Origin of the sequence: Falsiphaeobacter marinintestinus (assembly GCF_007923355.1) — a bacterium.
Taxonomy (GTDB): domain Bacteria; phylum Pseudomonadota; class Alphaproteobacteria; order Rhodobacterales; family Rhodobacteraceae; genus Phaeobacter_A; species Phaeobacter_A marinintestinus.
The window spans coordinates 649,765-669,434 of sequence record NZ_VOGO01000001.1 but is presented as its reverse complement, the minus strand read 5'-3'; the positions used below and the strand labels follow the sequence as shown (position 1 = coordinate 669,434).

The window sequence follows — 19,670 nt, the reverse complement described above, 5'->3', positions numbered from 1 at the left end:
GGGACATGATTAGTCTCTGGATCCCCGTCGCGCTGGCAGCTGCCGCCTTTCAAACCGTCCGCTTTATGCTGCAAAAAGTGCTGAGCACGGTAAAGCTGTCGGCAGTTGGCGCGACCTTTGCCCGGTTTGCCTATTCTGCACCGTTTCTGGTGAGCGGGTTGATTGGGTATTTTGCGCTGACGGGGACGCCTTTGCCTCGGTTCACACCCGCCTTCTGGGCGTATTCGATTGCCGGGGGGGCGACGCAGATCATCGCGACGATCTGCATTGTGATGCTGTTCAAGCAGCGCAACTTTGCCGTGGGTATCGCGTTCATGAAGACCGAGGTGATCCTGACCGTGCTGGTTGGTCTGATCCTGCTGGGCGAAGGGGTCAGCCGGGCCGGGATGGGGGCCATTCTGGTCGGGTTGATTGCCGTATTGCTGCTGTCGAAGACGCCGGGCAGCGCCGGGTCTTGGTGGCGGCATTTGACCGGTAAAGCGCCGATTTTGGGCGTTTTCGCCGGGCTGTTGTTTTCGATCTCATCGGTGACGTACCGCGGTGCGACTTTGGAGTTGATGGCCTATGCCCCGGCCTTGCGCGCGGCGGTGACGTTGGGTTGTGTCGTGACGATGCAGATGGTCGCGATGGCGGTCTGGTTGATCTTGCGTGACCGGGCCGAGTTGCGGGCGGTCTGGGACGCGCGCGGGACGGCGGTGTTTGTCGGGCTGGCCAGTCTTGCCGGGTCGTTTTGCTGGTTCTGGGCCTTCACGCTGCAGAATGCGGCCTATGTAAAGGCGATCGGACAGGTCGAGCTGATCCTGAGCCTGTTCGCGTCCGTGTTGTTCTTTCGCGAACGGATCTCGGCCCGGGAAGGGGCCGGGATCGCGTTGTTGGGGGCGTCAATTGTCGGTTTGGTGCTGCTGATTTAGACGTCGGGCATCGGATAGCCGCGCAAGCGCAGGAACAGGCTCGCCTCTTCGTTGTTGAGGAAATAAGGCACGGAGTCGGGTGGTGACAGGTCGGTTACGCGGGCTTCGACCTCGGCCAGGACGACTTCGGTGATGAAGGGCAAATCAAAGCTGCGCGCTTCGGCCAGAGGAATCCATTGCAGGTGCGAGAGTTCGTCGGTGGCGTGGGTGAAATCGTCGATGTCGCCTTGAATTGCGGAGGCATCCACAAGGAAGAACCGCGCATCAAACCGGCGCGGGCGGCCCGGTGGGGTCAGGGCGCGAAACACAAACTGCAAGGCCTCGGCGGCAGGCAGGTGGCCTGTTTTCGCGAAGGTCTGCCAATCTTCGGGCACGTCGCCAGCCCAGTCGCCGGGAACGCCCAGCACCAGACCGGTTTCTTCCCACAGTTCGCGCACGGCGGCGGCGGCCAACGCGTTTTGCATACCATCAGGGGCTTTTTCGGCAAGTCGGTCATGGCAGACCGAGGGCAGCGGGGTTGCCAGTGGGATGTCAGCGTCTTGCGGATCAAGTGCGCCACCCGGAAACACGAACTTGTTCGGCATGAATGCCGCCTTGGCCCCGCGCTGACCCATCAGGATCGCGGGGTTTGTCATCCGGTCGCGCAGGACGATTACCGTTGCGGCGTTACGGATTGCTGTCTTGTCTATGCTCATGCCTCTCCCTTTCGTGGTCGAAGGGGTCAGGCCGAAGTTTCGAACCCATGCATCTCGCGTGCCCATTGGAACGCAACGACGGCGCCCTTCAACCTGGGCAGAAGGTAGAGGGACAAGCTGGTGCAGCCAACCGCAAAGATCGTAAACAGGGTCAACGGTTCCGGACGGAAGGTCGTAAAGGTCACATGCAGCAGCGGCGCCATCAGGTGGCCGACAATCAGAATGGTCAGATAGGCCGGACCATCATCGGCGCGGTGGTGATGAAATTCTTCGCCACACACCGAGCAGCTGTTGTTCACCTTGAGATAGCTGTGCAGCAATTTGCCCTCGCCACAGCAGGGGCATTTGCGCCGCCAGCCGCGCCACAGCGATTGGCGCATCGGGCGGTCGGTGTCATCGATGGGGGCGTTGGTCGCAGAATCGGTCATATGCATATCTCGCGCTTTGTCTGAAACTGGGGATACGTTGGCCCAAAGGGAAGGTCTCAATGACCAGTTGCGTCGGCTTGTCGCAAAGTCTGCCTGGATTTGTGCAATTGAAACCGGTGCAAAAAAAATGCGACGGAAACCCGGACATGCTGCGTTTGGTATATATCAACGCCAACACAGAGCGTTGTAACGAGTTAAAATGAGGATCGACATGAAACACGCAGGATTTATCGCTGGCATCGCATTGGCGGCCATCACAGTGACCGCAGCGTCGGCCTTTGCCGAAACTCCCAAACCGGGCAAACACGGCCCGCGCGCGACTTTCGAGCAACTGGACGCCGATGGTGACGGACAAGTGACGCAGGCCGAGATGGAAGCCCATCGCGCCGGACGGTTCACCGAAATGGACACCAATGGTGACGGCAAGCTGACGGCCGACGAAATGCAGGCCCATGGTCAGCAGAAAGCCAAGGACCGCAGCGCCAAGATGCTTGAAAAGTTCGACAAGGATGGTGATGGGGCATTGTCTGCAGAAGAGATGCCAAAACCGCGTCACGGTGACAAGATGTTCGGTCGGATCGATACGGACGGCAGCGGCGGGGTGTCGAAAGAAGAATTCGATGCCGCCAAGGCGAAGATGAAAGAACATGGCCGAAAGGGTCATGGCAAGGACAAGAAAGAAAACAAGGACTCGTCCGAGCAGAACTGAAGGTGTGGCTGACGGTGGACATACACTGCCGCGTACCAGCGGCCATGGCGGTAACCCCGCCATGAGCCCGCCATCGGGGTCTTCCGATGCGGACGCGCCGCCAAGCGACGATGCGTTGCTTGTGCTTTTCGCCAATGGCGATGAGCTGGCGGCGCGTGAGCTGACGACACGGTTGGGTCCACGCACCTTTTCGGTCGCCCTGCGGGTGCTGGGCGACCGGGCTGAAGCCGAAGACGTCGCGCAGGACGCGATGATGCGGCTGTGGAAGATGGCACCGGACTGGCAACCCGGACAGGCCAAGGTATCGACCTGGCTGTATCGGGTCACGCTGAACCTGTGTCTGGATCTGAAACGCCGCAAGCGCGGCGGGTCGGTCGGAATCGACGACGTGCCCGAACCTGCGGATCCTGCCAAATCGGCACCGGATCAGCTACAGGATGCAGCAAGGTCCGACGCGTTGCAGGACGCGCTGATGCAACTGCCTGACCGGCAGCGGCAAGCGGTGGTTCTGCGTCACATCGAAGAACTATCGAACCCCGAAATTGCGGGGATCATGGAAATTGGCGTCGAGGCGGTCGAAAGTCTGACGGCCCGGGGCAAGCGGGCGCTGGCGGCGGCTTTGGCCGGACGGCGTGAAGAATTGGGGTATCACGATGGCTGATAACGACAACATGGATGATCTGGACATCTTCTTCGCGGCGGCACGTCGGGAAACCGATACCCTGAGCGCTGATCTGACTGACCGAATTTTGCGAGATGCCCTGCAGGTTCAGAGCGCCCCTGTCGAAGCGACACCGGCGCGCGGGACTGTCCCGGGTCTGTGGCAGCAGCTGCTGGCAACCCTTGGTGGGTGGCCTGCGATGGGGGGGCTTGCGGCGGCCTGTGCGGCTGGCATCTGGATCGGTGTGGCTCCGCCCAACTTTGTGCCCGATCCGCTGGCTCTGGTCAGCGGCACACAATCGGATCTCAACCTGATCGACTCGTATGACATGTCGGCGCTGATGGCGGAGGATCAGTAAGATGACGGATGATAACGACCTGAAACCGACACGCCTGCGCCCCTGGCTGCGGATCGTGTTCGGTGTATCGGTTGCCCTGAATCTGGCCGTGGCCGGATTGGTGGCGGGGGCTTTTCTGCGGCCTGACAAACGCGAGGCCGGGCATCGCCCGCCGCCCATCGGGGCGGTGCTGTACCGCGAACTGTCAAAGGAAGACCGGCGCGTTTTACGCAAGGCGGCGACCGGGTCACATGAAGAACGGGCGGCGCGTCGTGGACAGGATGCAGATGCCCTTGCAGACGCTTTGCGGTCGGTTCCGTTCGACGCTGCGCGGGTCGATGCCTTGCTGGATCAGCATGGCGAACAGATCGAAGACTTTCAAAGGTCGGTCGGCAAGCTGTGGCTCGACCGGGTTGTGAAGATGAGCGACGACGAGCGGGCGGAATATGCGGATCGGTTGCATCGTGCCATGATGGCACCCCCTAAGGGCAAGCCGCCAAAACGGTCTGACCGGGACTGAGTATCAGTGGCTCAGGCCGCCTTGTGGGACAGGGTGGCCTGATTTCGACCGGCGGTTTTGGCCATGTACAGCGCCCTGTCGGCGCGGGTGATCATCGCGGAGACCATGTCCTGAACCGGGCAGCGGTGATCTGGCCCGATGGCGATGCCGATGCTGGTGGTGACATGGATTGGATCGCGCGCGCCGGGGACATGAAACGGGGTGTCGTTGATCCGGCGACACAGAAGGTCAGCGGTTTCAAGCGCAAGATCGGCCCCGGCATCGGGCAGGCCAATCAGGAATTCTTCCCCCCCCACCCGAGAGACAATTGCCGACGGGTGCAGCATGGCCCGCATCCGGTGCGCGGTTTCGATCAGCACGGCATCGCCTGACAGGTGACCAAAGCGGTCGTTGACCTGTTTGAAATGGTCCAGATCCATCATCATCACGGCAAAGTCCCGACCGGCTTCGGCGGCGGTACGGGCCATCTGCCCCAGCTTGGGCAGCGCATAGCGGCGATTGTAGAGCCCGGTCATCGGATCCTGCATCGCGGCCTGCAGATCGGTTCGCAGAGAATCCCGGATATGGTCGGAAACCGCCTTGCGGCGCAGGTGGGCACTGAGGCGCAGCGCCAGTTCTTCGGCGCAGAACCCCTGCGGCAGCGCATCATGGGCACCGCGATCCAGGGCTTCGGCGGCCAGAGCCGCATTGGAGGGGTTCGGGACCGCGATGACGATGGCGTCACGCGTGGTGCCGCGGGCGCGCAGATCGGCCAGCAGGCGCAATCCTGCGGCGTCAGAGGTGTGCGGCAGTTCCAGGATGACGGCATCTGGTGTGGGCTGGTGCATCAACCCGTGCACATCGCGCATCGGATAGCATTCGATCTTGTGTGGCAGATGAGGTTGCAGCCGGGATCGCCAGACCGGCCCGGTCGCCGGCACCTGAGTAAGCAGGGCGACCCGCCGGGTTTTGGGCCGGGGCACGAAGTCGGTTGTGGTTTCGGCCATGCCAAGTGCTGCGGCAGGGGTGTGATCAAGCTGCAGCTTGTCCAGTTGCGACCGGGTGCGCAGCAACCGACGGATCCGGGCCTGCAACATCAGGTCGTCAATCGGCTGGCTGAGGACATCGTTTATATCCGCCTGCAACGCGCGCAGCCGCGCGGGGCGGTCGTTTTGGGCTGTGACGGCGATGATCGGAATGTGGCTGAGCGCGGGGTCCGAGGCAAGCAGGCGGCGCAGGTCAGTTACGTTGCCATCGGGCAGGTCCATCGCCGAGATGATCAGGTCGGGGCGGCTGCGCCGGATCAGCGGACGGATCTGGGCCAGCCGGTCGGCCTGAACAACGTGATACCAGGCCGCCGACAACTGGACCTTCAGCATGATCCGGTTGGTCGATACTCCGTCAATGATCAGGATAGTTCCCTGCACAGCGGTATCCTCTGACATCTCAAATTCGATTGCTTTCGAGAATCTACCCGAGTGGTTAACAAAGCCTGAATCCTGATCGGGCGGATTTGTGTCAGCCGTTGTTCGCCGACACGGCTTGGAAGCCCGGCAATTCGCCTGCAATCATGGGTGCGATGGGTCTTGCGTTTGGGGCCGGAAAGCGGTCTATCTGACGCTCTGGTCCCCCATTGGTTCTGCCTCATGTCCTATTCTCAAGACGCCGCTGAAACGCTTGCGCTGAAGGCGCTGGCCTGGCTGGTCGGCAATGAAGATCTGTTTCCGGTGTTCATGGGCGCGACAGGCGCCGGGCGTGACGAGGTCCGCGAGCAGGCCGGTGATCCGGCGTTTCTGGCCTCGGTTCTGGATTTTCTGCTGATGGACGATGCCTGGATCATCGCGTTCTGTGATGGTCATGACATTCCCTATGATCACCCCATGCAGGCGCGCGCCGCGTTGCCCGGGGGCGCACAGGTTCACTGGACCTGACAACTGACAGGAGCGGACGCGGATGCCGGTGGATGCAATTCTTTTCGACAAGGACGGAACCTTGTTCGATTTCGGCGCGACCTGGAACGGGTGGGCCGGTCGGGTGATTGCAGACCTTGCGCGCGGCGACACGGGGCTTGCTGAGGCTTTGGCCGAGGTGCTGGATTACGATCTGGACGCGGCTGTGTTTCGCCCTACCAGCATGGCCATTGCGGAATCCAACGGCGATATCGCACATAGCATGTCGTTGGTTCTGCCGGGCATGACCGGACCCCAGGTCGAGCGATATCTGGAGCAGCACTCGGCCGATGCGGCGCTGTCGCCCGCCGTGCCCTTGCCTGCGTTTCTGGATGGTCTGGCGGGCCGGGGGATCGCATTGGGCGTCATGACGAATGACAGCGAATACAGCGCCACATCACAACTGACGGGCGCGGGCGTGCTGGATCGGTTCGCTTTTGTTGCCGGGTATGACAGCGGGTTTGGAGCCAAGCCGGCACCGGAGCCGTTGCTGGCGTTTTGCGAGGCGGTGGACGTTCTGCCCGGCCGCGCGGCCATGGTTGGAGACAGCACCCACGATCTGATCGCCGGACGCGCGGCGGGCATGGTGACAATTGGCGTGCTGACGGGGTTGGCCGGAGCCGGTGAACTGGCACCATTTGCGGATTATGTGCTGCCCAACATCGGCCATATCGAAGGCTGGATCGCGGGTTAGGGTTTCAGTTTTGATGGGATTCTGACCGCTGGCGGGATCTGACGGCGCGCCTGCGGCGCACGCGATTAATGGGTATGAGGGACGCTGTCCCTCACACTTCCTGGGGTATTTCAGACAAGAAAGAAGCTGGAAAAAGCGGCCTTTGGGGTCTGTTTTGGGCTGCCCTGCGGGGGACGGTTGGCAAAAGCGACGAAATCTGTCGCGAATGAAGCGGAAGAGGGAGAGGGTGTCGGGCCTGCTGCAAGGGCAGATTGAAGGAGGCGCAGATGGCAGACACAGCAGGACGCAAGCGGCGGGGCGGGGGCCGGGCCGGGGCCGCAGCCAGACGAGGGCCAGCCGTGATCGAGCAGATGCCCTGGCGTCTGATCGAGAATGTGGATCGTCCGACCGAGCCATTGGGGGAAGAGGGGATCGCAGCGCTGCATGAAGGCGCGATGCAGATCCTGGAAGAGATCGGGGTGGCCTTTCTGAACGAAGAGGCGCTGGGTATCTTCAAGCGGGCTGGCTGTATCGTCGAGGGCGATGTGGTGAAGATGGACCGCGACTTTGTCATGGAGATGGTTGGCAAGGCCCCGTCGGAGTTTACCATCACGCCGCGCAATCCGGACCGCCAGTTGAAAGTTGGAGGCAATACGCTGTTGTTCGGGAACGTGTCGTCTCCGCCCAATTATTGGGACATGGAGATTGGCCGTAAGGTGGCGGGGACGCGCGAGCAGTGTCAGAACCTTTTGAAGCTGACGCAGTATTTCAACTGTATCCATTTTGCGGGCGGGTATCCGGTGGAGCCAGTCGATATCCATGCCAGCGTGCGCCATCTGGATGTTCTGTATGACAAGCTGACGATTTCGGACAAGGTCATGCATGCCTATTCGCTGGGCAAAGAGCGGGTCGAAGACGTGATGGAGATGGTGCGCATCGCCGGTGGTCTGAGCCATGAGGAGTTTGATGCCCGTCCGCATATGTACACCAACATCAATTCGACCTCGCCATTGAAACACGACCAGCCGATGATCGATGGCTGTTTGCGGCTGGCGCGGCGCGGGCAGGCGGTAGTGGTGTCGCCGTTCACCTTGGCCGGGGCGATGGCGCCGGTGACGATGGCGGGGGCGGTGACACAGTCTCTGGCCGAGGCGCTATGTGCCATTGCGCTGTTTCAGTATGTCGCGCCGGGCACGCCTTGCGTGATCGGAACGTTCACATCGAACGTGGACATGAAATCGGGCGCGCCGGCCTTTGGAACGCCGGAATACATGCGCGCGACGCAGATGACCGGGCAGATGGCGCGGTTTTATGATTTGCCGATGCGGTCCAGCGGGGTTTGTGCGTCGAACGTGCCGGACGGGCAGGCGATGTGGGAGACTGAGCACAGCCTGTGGGCGGCTGTTCAGTCGGGCACCAACATGGTCTATCACGCGGCGGGTTGGCTGGAAGGCGGGCTGATCGCCAGCCCTGAGAAGTTCATCATGGATTGCGAGATTCTGCAGCAGATCCAACGGTATATGGAGCCTGAGACCTATGCCACGGGTCCGGATGAGATTGCGTTGGATGCGATCCGCGAAGTGGGCCATGAGGGGCATTTCTTTGGCATTGATCACACGCAGGAGCGGTACACGACAGCATTTTACCAGCCTTTCCTGAGCGATTGGAAGAACTATGAGGGCTGGGAGGCTGCCGGGGCGGTCTGGACGCCGGAACGCGCGCATCTGATCTTCAAGAAGATCATCGACAGCTTTGAGGAACCGCCGATGGATGCGGCGATCCGCGAGGAGTTGGCGGAGTTTGTCGCGCGCCGCAAGGAAGAGGGGGGCGCGCCGACTGATTTCTGATCAGTCTGTGTCGAGATCAAGCTGCATCACGATTGAGGTGGGCCAGTCATAGCCGGCATGGGTCGTGGTGCCGGTTTGCCGGAAGCCAAGGGCGGCGAAGCGCGTGTGGACTTCGGTCAGCTCGACGCGCGATTGCAGTTCGAGACGGGGCAGATCATATGCTGCGGCGCGGGATCTGGCGATGTCGATCAGCTGTCGGGCCAACCCCATGCCACGATGCGATGGGGCGATCGCCATTTTTCCCAGATAGAGGGCGCCGGGATGTGGTGTCAGGATCATGCAGGCCACGGGTGGCGGGCCAAGCGACCAGACCTCACCCGATGCAGCCTGCTGCGCGAGGCGTTCGAGGGTCAGGGTGTGCATGGATGAGGGCGGGTCGATCCGCCCATCCATATAGGCAAAGCTGTCACGGATCAGGTCGAGGATATCGGCCAGCTTCGGATCTGTGGGGGCGTGCTGGGTCGGGGTCATGACTGGCTTAGAGTGAGTGCGCTTGACTGTATGGGGTAGCCATTTTTGTTCCGACTGCAAGCGGCCATTTCTTCAACGGATGACGCTTGGTCGGCGTTTTTTTGATCCAGCCCGGCTTTGTATGACCCTCAAGACGGGGCTTCTTTTGGGTTCACTGGATCCCTTTGAAGTCAAACGCTGCACGGGCAACCTGTTGGGCCACCCGTGCAGTCAGATTATCCGTCAGATATGACGCTTTTGGCCTTTGGCTGGTTCTCAGGGCGCTACTTCAGTGAGTTGAGGCCAAACGTGTTGCCCTCGGTGTCCTGACACAAGGTGACAAAGCCGAATTCGCCGATTGAGAACTTTGGCCGGATGACCATTCCGCCAGCCTCGGCCACGCGTGCCTCTTCGGTGGCGCAGTCTTCGGCCATGAAGTAGATGATCGTGCCGCCAACGCCCGCGGACGCATAGGGTGACTTTGTCAAAGCGCCGGCTGCGCCATACGCGCTCATGTCGGCAGGAAAGCTCATCATTTGGGACTCACCGGTTGGATCTCCCATCGGTTCAAGCTTGGCGCCCAGCACGGTTTCATAAAAGGCCACGGCCCGGTTCAGGTCGTCTACGTAGATGTCAAACCATCCGACTGCGTTCATCTTGGTCATAGTCAACTCCTGTGTGTTGTCGTTATGCCAATCAGCTACCAAGCCGCAGATGGTGTGTATTGTAGATTTCAGACATCGAACTTTCGGGCGTATTTTCCCGGCGTATACCCTGTGGCATTGCGGAACGAGTGAATGAAATGGGACTGATCGGCGTAAGACCATGTGTCGTTGCCGTTCAACGCCTGTTGCAGGCGCAGCACCTTGAGAAAGTCATGCGGGGCGAATCCGGTCGTTCGTTTCAGTGTGCGCTGAAGTTGGCGGGCAGACAGGTTTGAAACATCGGCCATGTCGGCCACTGACTGGATGTCGTCGAGATGCTGAAAAATCTTTTCGGTGATCGGGTTCACTGCCACCAGGTTTTGCGCAATCAGCTGCTCGACAAGGTCTGACAAAATCGACTGGCTGTCGGCAAAGCTTTGTTTGGACAGGTCGTGGTTCACGTCGAGCAGCGGAAGGGTGCCCTGATATGGCGTGTCCAGCATGCCGTAGGCAATCGGTTCGTGCTGACCCTGCCAGACGCCCGGCAGAAACCGGATGTTCACAAAGTGGAACGTCTTGCCCAGATTGAACTCTTCCGACGCGGCCCGCAGTTTGGATACACCTGCGATGGTTCTGTCGAGCTGGTCAAAAACGATGTAGGTGCAGGCATCGGGCAGGGCGTGAAACCGATAGTCATCCGGCAGAGCACCGTCGGTTTTCAGCTCAAGAAACCGGTGGACGATTCCGCGCAAATGGCTTGGTGGCTCGACCTCGACAAATTCAACAGCATTAACGGCTTTGTCTTTGCCGTTTCCTTTGGGGTCATACATTTGTGCCGCGCTTCTTTTCCGTGGGAGTGCTGTTCTGATGACACATTTAGCGGCACAGTCTGGAATGGCAAAGCACCCTTAGGTCTGATGTGGTCCGGTTGTGCCCGGCGCGGTTTCGCGTGCGGCGGTGACGCGCAATGGTGCTTTGGCCTGAGGCGGGATAAGTTGAGCACACGGACGAAACACGAAGAGCGGGCCCATGACACGCCAACCCATGCACTTGGTAAAAGACCGGATCATTCTGTCGGTTCTGGGGGGCGGGGCTGCCTGGGCGTTGTGGGCGCTGGGCCAGAACTGGGATCAGACCACCGTCCCGCCCGCAGCCTATCTGGCGCTTGTGTCCTTTGTCGCGACCTGGTGCGGCGTCGGGTTGGCGCTGGCGGGTCCGGTGCCGTTGGCCCGAGCGGTGCTTGGGGCATTGTTGCTGGCGGGGCCGGTCACCGGTCTGATCAGCGTTGCCGCCCTGCGGATGGAGGTGGCCACCGATCTGCTGGATCACCCGCCCACGATTGCCATCGCGTCTATCCTGGTGTTGTTTGCCACACCATTCCTGTCGGTCTGGCTGTGTAATCGGCGCAATCTGCTTGAGTATTCGGCCCTATTCGAAACCGCGTGGACCATTGCTCTTCGGTACTGCGTGGCGTGGTTGTTCGTCGGTTTGTTCTGGATCCTGGCGTTTCTGTCGGACCGCTTGCTGCAACTGGTCGATGTCACGATCATCGAAGACCTGATCCGAACCGACGGGGTTGCCTATGCCTTGAGCGGTGCAATCCTGGGGTTGGCGCTGTCGGTGGTTTACGAGCTGCGCGATACGATATCTCCGTTTCTGGTGCTGCGCCTGTTGCGGCTGCTGGTTCCGGCGGTTTTGGTGGTGGTCGGAATCTTTTTGATCGCGCTGCCGTTTCGCGGGTTGTCGCATCTGTTTGGTGAGTTTTCGGCTGGTGCCACGCTGATGAGTGCTGCGATCGTGGCGATCACGCTGGTCAGTACGGCCTTGGACCGCGACGACACGCAAGCCGTGGCGACGCCCGGTTTGCGGATGGCGACGCGGGCCTTGGCAGCCATTGTGCCCTTGCTCGCGGGGTTGGCGGTTTGGGCGGTCTGGGTGCGGGTCGGCACCTATGGCTGGACGCCGGACCGGCTTGTGGCGATGGGCGTCGCGGTGTTTCTGGCGGCCTATGCGGTGGGCTATGCCGGGTCGGTTTTGAGTACGTCGCAATGGGGCGCGCGGATCCGGCAGGTCAACGTGGTGATGGCTATCGTGGTGATTGCAGGCTGCGTTGTCTGGATGACACCGGTGCTGAACGCGTTTCGCATTTCGACAACCAGCCAGGTTGCGCGCTATCTGGACGGACGCTCGGTTCTGGATGAACTGCCGCTTTGGGCAATGGCACACAGTTGGGGCCGGGCCGGTGAAGCCGGTCTGGAACAACTGGAGGCCGTGGCCCGCGAGGAAGGCCGGGGCGAACTTGCGCGACGGATCGAATTCGCGCGGGTGTCGCCCAACACGTTCCGGTTTGAAAACGCGCTGGGGCTGGACAGCCAGGGGGATGCCGTGACCGAGCTTGTCCGGCTGATGCCAGTGCCGCCGGGCATGGACGCGTTGACCGCCAAGGATTTTGCCGAGGTTCCGCCCTATTGGACTGACCGGTGGCTGGCGGGGTGCCATATCCCGTTACCTGATGGCCGACCGGGGTGTGTCTGGGTGCGCGGGACGTTCGCGCCGACGCCGGATACCACGGGACAGGGGATGATCTTTTACCTTGAGAACAGGTCAACGGCACATGTGAGCCACCTGATGCATCGCGGCGAAGCGGCCCCGACGATTCGCGAAGTGTTCGATCCAGTGGGCTATGTCTGGCCGGTGCCGGGCCCCGATGCCTTGCAACAGGTGCAGGACGGCGCGTTCAGCATTGGCCCAAGCGGTCAAAATGCTTTGTTTTTGGACGGGATGACACTGACGCCCGCGCAATAACACACATGCGACCCCCGCTGTTGGGGCTTTGTTAAGATTTCCGCATTCATGATGAGTCCCGAAAAACGGGGAACGGGTCATGCATGGTCTGATCAACAAGGCGATTCAGTCCTTTGTCTGCCAAACCTATGGCGTGGTGCGTTGGGACCAGGTGACGACCGCCGCCGGGCTTGGATTTTCCGAGTTCGAAGCGATGCTGGTTTATGACGATCAGCACACCATTGATCTGATTACCGCGCTGATGTCGGAATTTGACAGGCCGTTGCCGGATGTTCTTGAGGATATGGGGACGTTTCTGGTTTCGCACCCACAGATGGAACCCTTGCGGCGGCTGCTGCGCTTTGGTGGCGAAACCTATGTCGATTTTCTGCATTCGCTGGATGATTTGCCGGACAGGACGCGGCTGGCCGTATCGGATCTGCACTTGCCAGCGATGGAGCTGGTCGACCATTCGGTGGCCTCGTACACGTTGATCTGCCAACCCGGTCTGCCGGGATTTGGCTTTGTGATGATGGGCATCCTGCGCGCGATGGCGGATGATTACGGAGCCCTGGTGATGCTGGATCACGACGGTGTCCGGGGCGCGACCGAGTATATCTCGATCACGCTGATTGAAACGGCGTTTGCGGCTGGGCGGGAATTTGACCTGGGGGCGCGGGCCGGATGACATCCAGCAACGATATCGCTGACGTTCTGGACCGGCTTTGTCCGATGTACCTGATGTTGGACAAGGATGGCCGGGTCGGGCAGGTTGGGGCGACGTTGCAGAAATTGCGCCCAAAGGTGCCGATGGCAGGCCGCCTGTTTCTGGACCTGTTCGAGGTTCTGCGCCCGCGCCGGGTTGCCAGCAACGCGGATCTTGCTGCTCTGGGACACACCAAGCTTAGGCTAAGCTTTCTCGACAGCCCGCGGACCAGTCTCAAGGGGGTTCTGGTCCCGATCCCGCAGGGGTTTGTCGTTAATCTGTCTTTTGGGATCTCGTTGCTGGAAGCGGTGCAGGATTATGCGCTGACCAGCGCCGATTTTGCCGCGACCGATCTTGCGATCGAGCTTTTGTATCTGGTTGAAGCGAAATCGGCCGCGATGGAGGCGTCCCGATCCCTCAACAAACGCCTGCGGGGCGCGATGATCGCGGCAGAAGAACAGGCGTTTACCGATACGCTGACCGGGCTCAAGAACCGTCGGGCACTGGATCATATTCTGACACGTCTGGCCGGGGCCGGGGCCAATTTTGCGGTGCTCAGCCTTGATCTGGATTATTTCAAGCTGGTTAATGACACACTGGGCCACGCGGCGGGGGATCATGTTTTGCAGCATGTGGCCAAGATCATGGTGGAAGAAACCCGTGAAAATGACACTGTGTCCCGCGCCGGGGGGGACGAATTCATCCTCGTGTTCGACAATGTGCGCGATCAAGCGATGATCGAACGGATAGCGAAACGTTTGATTGAACGGATAAAACAGCCGATTCCGTTCGATGGGCAGACCTGCAGGGTGTCGGCCAGTATTGGTATTGCGATATCGGGCAGGCGGCCAGAGTGCACGCCTGCACACTTGATCCATCAGGCTGACATGGCGCTTTATGCCGCCAAACATGCAAGCCGGGCGACCTGGCGTGTATTTGACAGCGCCATGATGGTGGATGGTGTGCCGGTTCGGGCGGCGGCTGGGAACAACATTGGCGAAGGTAACACGGCACCTCAGGGCGGAGTATGACGGGGGCAACGGGTGAGGCAATCCGTTGGATGCGCTCTGATCCGGCCTCAGATGAACTGTTTGCCGCCATCCACGACCAGTGTTTGACCGGTCACGAAACCAGACAGGGGCGAGGCAAGGTACAAGGCCGCGCCACAGATATCCTCGGCTTCGGCATTGCGTTTGAGGGCCGCACGGTTGGCGCCATAATTCTTGGCATCATCCATAAGGCCCAGGCTGGCATCGGTCAGGGTAAACCCCGGCGCGATGACATTGACGCGGATCTGATCCCCGCCCAGTTCCTTGGCCATCACGCGGCTCATCGCGATAACGGCCCCCTTAGAAGCGACATAATGCATCCATTCGGGCGAGCCCGAGAACACGGTGGCCGAGGCGATGTTTATGATTGCGCCACCCGATCCGCGCATCAAAGGGGCGATGGCGCGGGTCATCTGCCAGACGCCTTTGGCGTTCACCGCCATCACCTTGTCCCAGACATCTTCTTCGATGTCCTGAAACGGGCGCCGCTCAAGTCCGCCATAGATCGCCGCGTTGTTGACCAGCACGTCAGCGCCGCCCATTTGCGTTTGCGCACGGTCGGCAAGGGCCCGACAACTGGCAGCGCTGGTCACATCGACAACCGAACTGACCGCTTTGCCGCCTGCGGTTTCGACAAGCCGTGCGGTTTCGACCAACCCGGCGTCATCGATGTCTGCGGCCAGAACTGTGGCCCCGGCGCTGCCGAAACTTGTGGCGAACGCGCGCCCCAGTCCGCCTGCCGCGCCTGTCACGATCACGCGTTTGCCCTGCAACCCCAGATCAGTCATGCGACGGGCCCCCCATATAGGTCCCGATCTGAAGCTCGGCCGTGACGGCGGCGCACATGCCTTCGGCGATGGCCCGGCCTGCAGGGGTCAGCATGTAGGGGTTCGAAACCTGTCTCAGCGTTTCGATATGCGTGGCCAGATCGGTGTCATACCAGCCGCAGATCGTGCGCATCCCGTGCGGGGTTGCGCGCCAGCCCTTGTCGGCATCCTTCATCACGGCGTCGTTGATCGAACGCGCCTGTTTGGTTGTGTCATGACCGTCGATGATGGCCAGAACCGAGTCGATATCCACACCTTTGGGGCGGTGTTTCTCAAGGATTTCGCGGGCGATTTCGACCCCGTGCACCTCGTGGTCGCGCACCAGATCCTTGCGGGTCGGGTTGCGGCCAATGGCCAGCAGCAGCAGCTCGGGGTCGATCCGTTTCCAGCCGACGTCATGCAACAGAATCGCCGGAAGAACCACGCTTTCGTCAGCCTCGGGCGTTTCGGCCAGCAGGGCGCGGGCCAGCCCATAGGCGACGATGGTGTGTTCGTCATTGTTGCGCACATCAAGGTAGGGTTTCGCGTCGAGCCAGAGCGGCAGATCGCGGGGCAGAAAAACACCGTCATCCATCATGTCGGGACCTCATAGCTGAGATACATGGTTTTATATTCAAGATAGGATTCAACGCCATAGCGGCCCTTTTCTCGGCCAATCCCGCTTTCTTTCATGCCGCCGAACGGGACATAATGCGAGGATCTCTGGATGTCGTTCAGCCAGACCGACCCGACCTCCATCCCTTCGCACAGGGTCAGGCCCTTGGCGAAATCGCGGCAGAACACGAACCCGGCCAGCCCATAACGGCTGGTGTTGGCGTGACGCAGCCCGTCAAACGCGGTTTCGATTGGGCAGATGCCAAGAAGAGGGCCAAAGGTTTCTTCGGTCATGACCAGCATGTTATGCGTGGCATCGGCAATCAGGGTTGGCGGAAAGTAGAACCCGGCATCATAACCCGGCCCGGTTTTGCGAGTGCCACCGATCAGGATACGGGCACCTTTCTGGCGGGCATCTTCGGTCTGGACCTCGCTGTTGGCAAAGATCTTTTGGTTGACCAGCGGACCAAGGTCGCCTGTGCTGCCCGCCGGGGCGAGGGTGAGTTTGCTGGCCTTGGCGGCAAGCTTGGTCAGAAAGGCCTCATAAACCGGGCGTTCGACATAGACCCGGTTGACGCGATAACAGAACTGGCCGGAATTGGCGAAGCCGTGCCGGGTGATCGCGTCGGTGGCCTTATCGAGATCCGCGTCGGCACAGACAATGGCAGCCGAGTGGCCGCCCAGTTCAAGCGTCACACGTTTCATGGTTCCGGTGGCGGCGGCGGCAATAGCTTTGCCTGCCGCAGTCCCGCCTGTGAAGGCAATCTTACGTGGCGTGGGGTGATTAATCATCGCTGATCCGATGCCGCGCCCCCGCCCGGTGACCACGTTGAAGCAGCCCGTTGGCAGGCCGGCTTTGTGAAAGATGTCAGCCAAAAGCAGGGTCGACGTTGGTGTGTCTTCGGCGGGCTTGGCCACGACCGTGCAGCCCGCAATCAGGGCCGCGCCCAGTTTGAACATCAACAGGTTGATCGGGTAATTGAACGGGGTGATCGCGATCACGACACCCAGCGGGTCGCGAGTGACGATGGTCTTTTCCCCCGCAGCGCCGCCCAAGGGGATTTCAGAGCGCAGACGCAGGCCTTCTTCGGCATAGACATCCAGCAGATCGGCCGAGCGCGCGATTTCGTGCAGGCAGGCGGGCAGGGGGCGGCCCAGTTCGCGGGTCAGGGCGCGTCCGATGGTGTCGGCGTGATCGCGCAGTGCTTGTGCGCAGGCTTTCTGAATACGGGCGCGGTCTACCATGGGGATCTTGCGCCAGTCTTCGAAGGCGCGGGCTGCTGATGAGATGGCGGCGTCGGCGTCCGTCGCGTCGCCTGCCGGGACGGTGTCGAAAACCACGCCCGTGGTCGGATCGGTGACCGGTTGCGTCGCGCCGGATCGGGAGGGCCGCCATGCGCCGTCGATGAACATTTCCATGCGGTGTTTCCTGTCAGATCACATGCAGCATCAGGGCCGCGCGGCTGGCTGCAAGTTCGCGTTCCGCCAGCATCTGGCCATGGTCGGTTTCAAGCCTGGTCAGGACGGTTCCAAGGTGGTCGGCGTATTGGTGCGGTGTTTTGCCGAACCAGTCCGACGCGACCGCGATGCCGGTGACCGAGAACCGCCACAGCTTGTCAGCGTCACGCACGATCCGGTCGTTCAGGTGGTGCGGGTTGGGGCGGGTGTCATGGCCGTCGATGATTTCACAGACCTCGGTAATGATGTCGTCGCCCCAGCCGGTGGCGCGCAGCACAACGGTGCCCAGACGCACGCCTTCGGTTTCGTGAAGATAGCGGACATCGGATTGCAGGTAGTTGTCTGACCGGAAGCCTTCGCTGATGATCGTGTCGTTGTCGATCGAGTACCAGCCGATGTCATGCAACAGGATAGCCAGCGAACAGATGTCGCGATTTGCCTCGGGATAGTGATCCAGCAGCATCTGGGCCCAGCCGAAGGACAGCGGGATATGCACATCGTTCTTGCGCGCCCGCATGTAAGGTTCAGCTTTGCGCCATACGTCATCATAGCGCGACAGGTCGGGTGTCGGGGGCAGCATGATCTTGTCCTGAGGAAAGGGAGCGCCAGACCGGCGCCCCATGTTTGCGCTTAGTCCAGAACAGTCACGGTGCCGGTGTTGCCATCGACCCGCAGGCGCATGCCTGTTTTGATCTTGGACGCCGCGTTGCCTGTGCCGGTGACCGCTGGCAGCCCGTATTCGCGACAGACAATGGCAGCGTGACTCATCATGCCGCCGATGTCTGTCACCGCAGCGCTGATCTTGCCAAAGACAGGGGCCCAGGACGGGGCGGTGACCGGGGTGACCAAAATGTCGCCCTTTTGCAGCTCGCTCAGCTGATCGGGGCTGCTGAGAACGCGGGCCACGCCTTCGGCGATACCGGGGGACGCAGCCATGCCTTTCAGCCCGTCGCCGTCTTCATCGGCACCGACCCAGCGTTCGACAGCTTCCGAGGTGATTCCCCAGAGCATGATGGTGAAGGGTTCGGTGATGACTTCGGGCGGTGTGTTGAGCGCCGGTTGCGGGCGTTCTTTTGCAAGTGCCGAGTGGATCTTGCGGCGGCGAGCGATTTCGTCTGGCCAGACCTGACTGCCGTGGATGTCAGTGCCGATGGCCCAGGCCTGCGAATAGTCCCAGATCGCTTCGCGGACTTCGCCGCGTGACAGGAAGAACATGTCGTCACTGTCCGCCCAGAAGCCCTGTTTTGACAGCAGTTCCGACAGTTCGCGCATCTTGCGCCAGAACACACCAAGCGCCCAGTGTTCGATGTAGAAGTTGTGATCTTCCACATAGGGGAACACGGTGCGGCTGAGGCCCAGCTTGCCGTCAAAAACCTCTTGCGCCTCTTCATCCATCATCTCGCGGTATTCCGAGGTGATCCGGTCGCGTTCAGCGATCAGTTTGGCGGTGGGCCGCATGATGTCATCGCCCGACTGCACCCGTCCGATGTAGTCGCGCAAATAGCTCATCGGGATATCGAGGTGATCGATCCAGTACTTGTCGGTCGAATAGAACCCGTTGCCGGAGGTGAAGTTGAACCACGGGTCCTTGGCGGCCTCCCATGCCGCGATCCACTGAGCGCCATTGGGGGCAGCGCTGACGGCAGCCAGCGCGTCGTCGACAGAGCCGGTCATCACCGCGTCGACCAGATCTAGGTCGACGGCCAGTTTCGCCAGCTTCTTGAGTTCGTCATCGGGGCGGAACAATTCGCTGTCGACCCCCTGTACCATCTTGGCAATGGCCTGATCGGGGATCGACGGGATCTGTTCTTTCATGAACCCGAAGAAGTCGAGATAGGCGGCATAGCCAAGGTTCAGGAATTCGAAATGATACTGCCAGAGGCGGTAACACAGGTTGATGGCCTTGTCGTACTGCTCGAACAACTGCGTTGTGCTGTCCTGTCCAAGACCACCGATGACAACCTCAAGGTCTTCGACTTCGGGCAGTTCCTTGAACGAAATCGTGTCGAGGTCTGCGATGGCGGCAAGGACCTTGGATTTCCAGTTCACCAACAGGTCGTCCCAGTTGCCGAAATAGTGCCCGGCGCGTTCCATGAACTGGGGCACGCGGGCTTCGATGTCTTCGGGCGCGACGCCGATCGGCGAGAAATAGACATAGCCGTTCAGGATGCGGTAATCGACGCCATTGGCGGGCGGAACCAGCAGGTGACGGGTGTTGTACTGTCCCAGACACTTGGTGGCGTAATCCACCATGATCGTGTCGAAGGGCCGGAACGGGTTCGGCCAGTGCTGGCTGTTGCAAAACCAGAATTTGCCGTCTTCCTCTTCCCGGCGCGAGGCCTGAAAACGGGTGTAATAGGGGTAAAGGTCTTCCCACCCTTCGGCGCCTTGCGGCGTTTTCACATCGAATGCGCTTGGAAACATCGGCGTCTTGGCGTCCATTCGTTCA

At 60.8% G+C, this 19,670-nt stretch carries 22 protein-coding genes; 11 read left to right on the top strand and 11 right to left on the bottom strand.

The window, feature by feature from the left end; all coding sequences use genetic code 11:
* Window positions 1–8 precede the first annotated feature (8 nt).
* Window positions 9–911, top strand: coding sequence for an EamA family transporter (locus FOY56_RS03305; protein WP_146344584.1), 903 nt, complete (start codon window positions 9–11; stop codon window positions 909–911).
* Here FOY56_RS03305 and FOY56_RS03300 read toward each other — a convergent pair.
* Together FOY56_RS03300 and FOY56_RS03295 are read right to left on the bottom strand one after the other, a co-directional pair.
* Window positions 908–1,606, bottom strand: a complete 699-nt coding sequence (locus FOY56_RS03300; protein ID WP_146344359.1) for an NUDIX hydrolase — start codon at window positions 1,604–1,606, stop codon at window positions 908–910. The genes FOY56_RS03305 and FOY56_RS03300 overlap by 4 nt on opposite strands.
* Window positions 1,607–1,632: 26 nt before the next feature.
* Entirely contained in the window at window positions 1,633–2,034 is a 402-nt protein-coding gene (locus FOY56_RS03295) for a DUF983 domain-containing protein (RefSeq protein WP_146344358.1), read from the bottom strand.
* Between the two features lie 211 nt (window positions 2,035–2,245).
* On the opposite strand from FOY56_RS03295, the gene FOY56_RS03290 reads away from it, so the two are divergent.
* The 4 genes from FOY56_RS03290 to FOY56_RS03275 all read left to right on the top strand — a co-directional run bounded on the left by FOY56_RS03290 (window position 2,246) and on the right by FOY56_RS03275 (window position 4,261).
* Window positions 2,246–2,743, top strand: a complete 498-nt coding sequence (locus FOY56_RS03290) for an EF-hand domain-containing protein (RefSeq protein ID WP_146344357.1) — start codon at window positions 2,246–2,248, stop codon at window positions 2,741–2,743.
* A 61-nt stretch (window positions 2,744–2,804) separates the two neighbouring features.
* Window positions 2,805–3,404: an RNA polymerase sigma factor gene (locus tag FOY56_RS03285; protein ID WP_146344356.1), complete on the top strand. Its 600-nt coding sequence runs from the start codon at window positions 2,805–2,807 to the stop codon at window positions 3,402–3,404.
* On the top strand, window positions 3,397–3,762 hold the full coding sequence (locus FOY56_RS03280; protein ID WP_146344355.1) for a hypothetical protein: 366 nt from the start codon (window positions 3,397–3,399) through the stop codon (window positions 3,760–3,762). Before FOY56_RS03285 ends, FOY56_RS03280 begins: the two co-directional genes overlap by 8 nt.
* 1 nt (window position 3,763) lies before the next feature.
* Window positions 3,764–4,261, top strand: coding sequence for a periplasmic heavy metal sensor (locus tag FOY56_RS03275; protein WP_146344354.1), 498 nt, complete (start codon window positions 3,764–3,766; stop codon window positions 4,259–4,261).
* Window positions 4,262–4,272: 11 nt separating this feature from the next.
* On the opposite strand, the gene FOY56_RS03270 is transcribed toward FOY56_RS03275, so the two are convergent.
* Window positions 4,273–5,667 (bottom strand): diguanylate cyclase domain-containing protein, encoded by a 1,395-nt coding sequence (locus FOY56_RS03270; protein ID WP_146344353.1) that lies wholly within the window; start codon window positions 5,665–5,667, stop codon window positions 4,273–4,275.
* Between the two features lie 219 nt (window positions 5,668–5,886).
* On the opposite strand from FOY56_RS03270, the gene FOY56_RS03265 reads away from it, so the two are divergent.
* The 3 genes from FOY56_RS03265 (at window position 5,887) to FOY56_RS03255 (ending at window position 8,709) form a co-directional block, all read left to right on the top strand.
* A complete protein-coding gene (locus tag FOY56_RS03265) occupies window positions 5,887–6,171 on the top strand; it encodes a DUF3572 domain-containing protein (RefSeq protein WP_146344352.1) in 285 nt (94 codons plus the stop codon).
* Between the two features lie 22 nt (window positions 6,172–6,193).
* Complete coding sequence (locus FOY56_RS03260; RefSeq protein ID WP_146344351.1) at window positions 6,194–6,883, top strand: HAD family hydrolase; 690 nt, start codon at window positions 6,194–6,196, stop codon at window positions 6,881–6,883.
* Between the two features lie 266 nt (window positions 6,884–7,149).
* The gene (locus tag FOY56_RS03255) at window positions 7,150–8,709 is read left to right on the top strand and encodes a trimethylamine methyltransferase family protein (protein WP_146344350.1); all 1,560 of its coding nucleotides are present in this window, start codon (window positions 7,150–7,152) and stop codon (window positions 8,707–8,709) included.
* On the opposite strand, the gene FOY56_RS03250 is transcribed toward FOY56_RS03255, so the two are convergent.
* The 3 genes from FOY56_RS03250 to FOY56_RS03240 form a co-directional block, all read right to left on the bottom strand.
* Window positions 8,710–9,180, bottom strand: a complete 471-nt coding sequence (locus FOY56_RS03250; protein ID WP_146344349.1) for a GNAT family N-acetyltransferase — start codon at window positions 9,178–9,180, stop codon at window positions 8,710–8,712. It lies immediately after the preceding gene.
* A gap of 263 nt (window positions 9,181–9,443) precedes the next feature.
* The gene (locus FOY56_RS03245) at window positions 9,444–9,824 is read right to left on the bottom strand and encodes a VOC family protein (protein ID WP_146344348.1); all 381 of its coding nucleotides are present in this window, start codon (window positions 9,822–9,824) and stop codon (window positions 9,444–9,446) included.
* A gap of 68 nt (window positions 9,825–9,892) precedes the next feature.
* Window positions 9,893–10,633 carry a helix-turn-helix domain-containing protein gene (locus FOY56_RS03240; RefSeq protein WP_146344347.1) on the bottom strand — a complete coding sequence of 247 codons (741 nt, stop codon included), beginning with the start codon at window positions 10,631–10,633 and terminating at the stop codon, window positions 9,893–9,895.
* A gap of 199 nt (window positions 10,634–10,832) precedes the next feature.
* Here FOY56_RS03240 and FOY56_RS03235 point away from each other — a divergent pair, with 199 nt between their 5' ends.
* The 3 genes from FOY56_RS03235 to FOY56_RS03225 all read left to right on the top strand — a co-directional run bounded on the left by FOY56_RS03235 (window position 10,833) and on the right by FOY56_RS03225 (window position 14,324).
* Window positions 10,833–12,608: a DUF4153 domain-containing protein gene (locus tag FOY56_RS03235; protein ID WP_146344346.1), complete on the top strand. Its 1,776-nt coding sequence runs from the start codon at window positions 10,833–10,835 to the stop codon at window positions 12,606–12,608.
* A 79-nt stretch (window positions 12,609–12,687) separates the two neighbouring features.
* On the top strand, window positions 12,688–13,275 hold the full coding sequence (locus FOY56_RS03230; RefSeq protein WP_146344345.1) for a heme NO-binding domain-containing protein: 588 nt from the start codon (window positions 12,688–12,690) through the stop codon (window positions 13,273–13,275).
* Entirely contained in the window at window positions 13,272–14,324 is a 1,053-nt protein-coding gene (locus tag FOY56_RS03225) for a GGDEF domain-containing protein (protein WP_146344344.1), read from the top strand. Before FOY56_RS03230 ends, FOY56_RS03225 begins: the two co-directional genes overlap by 4 nt.
* Before the next feature lie 47 nt (window positions 14,325–14,371).
* Here the strand turns inward: FOY56_RS03225 and FOY56_RS03220 are convergent, their stop codons facing one another.
* Genes FOY56_RS03220 through FOY56_RS03200 form a run of 5 tightly spaced genes read right to left on the bottom strand, consistent with a single transcriptional unit; the run spans window position 14,372 to window position 19,663 of the window.
* The gene (locus FOY56_RS03220) at window positions 14,372–15,130 is read right to left on the bottom strand and encodes an SDR family NAD(P)-dependent oxidoreductase (protein WP_146344343.1); all 759 of its coding nucleotides are present in this window, start codon (window positions 15,128–15,130) and stop codon (window positions 14,372–14,374) included.
* Complete coding sequence (locus FOY56_RS03215) at window positions 15,123–15,746, bottom strand: HD domain-containing protein (protein ID WP_146344342.1); 624 nt, start codon at window positions 15,744–15,746, stop codon at window positions 15,123–15,125. The genes FOY56_RS03220 and FOY56_RS03215 overlap by 8 nt, the downstream gene beginning before the upstream one ends.
* Window positions 15,743–17,182, bottom strand: coding sequence for an aldehyde dehydrogenase family protein (locus FOY56_RS03210; RefSeq protein ID WP_186766227.1), 1,440 nt, complete (start codon window positions 17,180–17,182; stop codon window positions 15,743–15,745). Before FOY56_RS03210 ends, FOY56_RS03215 begins: the two co-directional genes overlap by 4 nt.
* A gap of 13 nt (window positions 17,183–17,195) precedes the next feature.
* Window positions 17,196–17,801 (bottom strand): HD domain-containing protein, encoded by a 606-nt coding sequence (locus FOY56_RS03205; RefSeq protein WP_186766226.1) that lies wholly within the window; start codon window positions 17,799–17,801, stop codon window positions 17,196–17,198.
* Window positions 17,802–17,851: 50 nt separating this feature from the next.
* Window positions 17,852–19,663 carry a PEP-utilizing enzyme gene (locus FOY56_RS03200; protein WP_146344341.1) on the bottom strand — a complete coding sequence of 604 codons (1,812 nt, stop codon included), beginning with the start codon at window positions 19,661–19,663 and terminating at the stop codon, window positions 17,852–17,854.
* Window positions 19,664–19,670: the final 7 nt, after the last annotated feature.